The organism is Sporichthyaceae bacterium, from assembly GCA_036269075.1.
GTDB lineage: Bacteria > Actinomycetota > Actinomycetes > Sporichthyales > Sporichthyaceae > DASQPJ01.
This window is the reverse complement of record DATASX010000093.1, coordinates 1-2,360: the sequence shown is the minus strand read 5'-3', so window position 1 is coordinate 2,360 and position 2,360 is coordinate 1. Positions and strand designations below refer to the sequence as shown.

General features: G+C 68.1%; 2 protein-coding genes. One reads left to right on the top strand and one right to left on the bottom strand.

The window, feature by feature from the left end:
- Positions 1–995 (bottom strand): steroid 3-ketoacyl-CoA thiolase (locus VHU88_17320; GenBank protein HEX3613452.1); only part of this gene is annotated, 995 nt, incomplete at its 3' end.
- Positions 996–1,115: 120 nt separating this feature from the next.
- Here VHU88_17320 and VHU88_17315 point away from each other — a divergent pair.
- A partial coding sequence (locus VHU88_17315) for a cytochrome P450 (GenBank protein ID HEX3613451.1) occupies positions 1,116–2,360 on the top strand: 1,245 nt, incomplete at its 3' end.

The window sequence follows — 2,360 nt, the reverse complement described above, 5'->3', positions numbered from 1 at the left end:
TTCTCCATGTCGGGCTTGAGCTCCCGCTCCCACGCCAGCACCACCGAAGCGAAAGCCTCGTTGATCTCGACGGTGTCGATGTCGCCCATCGACAGGCCTGAGCGCTCGAAGAGCTTGTTGGTGGCATCGATCGGCCCGGTGAGCATCAGCACGGGGTCGACGCCGACGAGGCACTGATGGCTGATGACGGCGCGCGGCTTCAGGCCTAGGGCGGCTGCCTTCTCAGCGGACATGAGGAGCACGGCGGCGGCGCCGTCGGAGATCTGCGAGGACGTGCCCGCCGTGTGCAGCCCGTCCGGCACGACGGCCTTGAGACCGGCCAGGCCCTCCAGCGTGGTCTCGCGCAGTCCCTCGTCCCGGCTGACGACGCGGGTCTCGCCGGTGGGAGTCCCGGTGGCCTTGTCGATCACCGGGGCCTTGACCGGGACGACCTCGCGGTTGAAGCGGCCGTCGGCCCACGCGGCGGCGGCCTTGCGCTGGGACGCGAGGCCGAACGCGTCGATCTGTTCCCGGGTCAGGCCGCGCCGCCGGGCGATCCGCTCGGCGGCGACGAACTGGTTCGGCATGTCGATGTCCCAGGAGTCGGGCTTGGGCTTGCCGACACCGGTGCTGAGGTTGGAGCCGAGCGGCACGCGGGACATGGCCTCGACGCCGCAGGCGATGCCGGCCGAGATCGCGTCGGCGGCGATGAGCCCCGCGATGAGGTGCACGGCCTGCTGGGCCGAGCCGCACTGCGCGTCCAGCGTCAGCGCCCCGGTCTGGTACGGGAGCCCGGCGTGCAGCCACGCGGTCCGGGTGATGTTGGACGACTGCGCGCCCGCCTGGGTGACGCAGCCCCCGGTGATCTGCTCGATCTCGGCGGGGTCCACGCCGGAGCGCTCGAGGACGGCGACCTGCGCCGCGCCGAGGATCTCGGCCGGGTGCAGGCCCGACAGGCCGCCCCGGCGCTTGCCGATCGGGGTCCGCGCCGCCTCGACGATTACCGCGTAAGACATGAGGATCTCCTGTTCCATCACACTAGAACGTGTTCTCATTCTGGCACGATGGCGTGTTCACAATGAAGCTTGCTCATGATTAAATCTACTAGAACGCGTTACAGTCGAGGAGGACCCAAGATGGCTGAGCCGAACATCCCCGCCGGGTTCGACCCCACCGATCCGGACCTGTGCCACGCGGGACTGCCCGTCGCGGAGCTGGCGGAGCTGCGGAAGGTCGCGCCCATCTGGTGGTGCGAGCAGTCCCCCGGCGCGGCCGGGTTCAGCGACGGCGGCTACTGGGCCGTCACCAAGCACGCCGACATCGTGGAGGCATCGCGCAACGAGGTCTTCTCCTCGCGCGAGAACACGGCGATCATCCAGCACGGGGCCCCGCTGGAGGGCGACATACTGGAGGCGCAGCGGCTCATCCTGCTGAACATGGACCCGCCGCAGCACACCAAGCAGCGGCGCATCATCTCCCGCGGCTTCACGCCCAAGGCGATCAACAGCCTTCAGGATGTGCTGACCGAGCGCGCTGCCTCGATCGTGGGCGCCGCGGTCGAGAAGGGAACCGGCGACTTCGTCACCGACGTCGCCTGCGAGCTTCCGCTGCAGGCCATCGCCGAGCTGATCGGCGTCCCGCAAGACGACCGCCGCAAGATCTTCGAGTGGTCGAACCAGATGATCGGTTACGACGACCCGGAGTTCGAGGGCGACCCGACGGTGGCGGCCACCGAGCTCATCGGCTACAGCATGGCGATGGCCGAGGAGCGCAAGAAGTGCCCGATGGACGACATCGTTACCAAGCTGATCAGTGCCGAGATCGACGGCGAGTCGCTCAGCGACGACGAATTCGGGTTCTTCGTGATCCTGCTGGCGGTCGCCGGCAACGAGACCACCAGGAACGCGATCAGCCACGGCATGCTCGCCTTCCTGGACAACCCGGACCAGTGGGAGCTGTACCGGCAGCACCGGCCGAACACCGCTCCGGACGAGATCGTCCGCTGGGCGACCCCGGTGACGGTGTTCCAGCGCACCACCCTGGCGGACACCACCCTCGGCGGCCAGGAGATCAGGAAAGGCCAGCGGGTCGGCATCTTCTACCGCAGCGCCAACTTCGACGAGGACGTCTTCGAGAACCCGGAGATGTTCGACATCATGCGCAGCCCGAATCCGCACCTGGGTTTCGGCGGAACCGGGACGCACTACTGCATCGGTGCTAACCTGGCGCGACTGGAGATAGACCTGATATTCAACGCTATAGCCGACGTCCTGCCGGGCCTCTCGAAGAGAGGTGAGGCGGAGCGGCCGGGGAGCGCGGTCGATGAGATCGTCCGCTGGGCGACCCCGGTGACGGTCTTCCAGCGCACCGCGCTCGCCGAC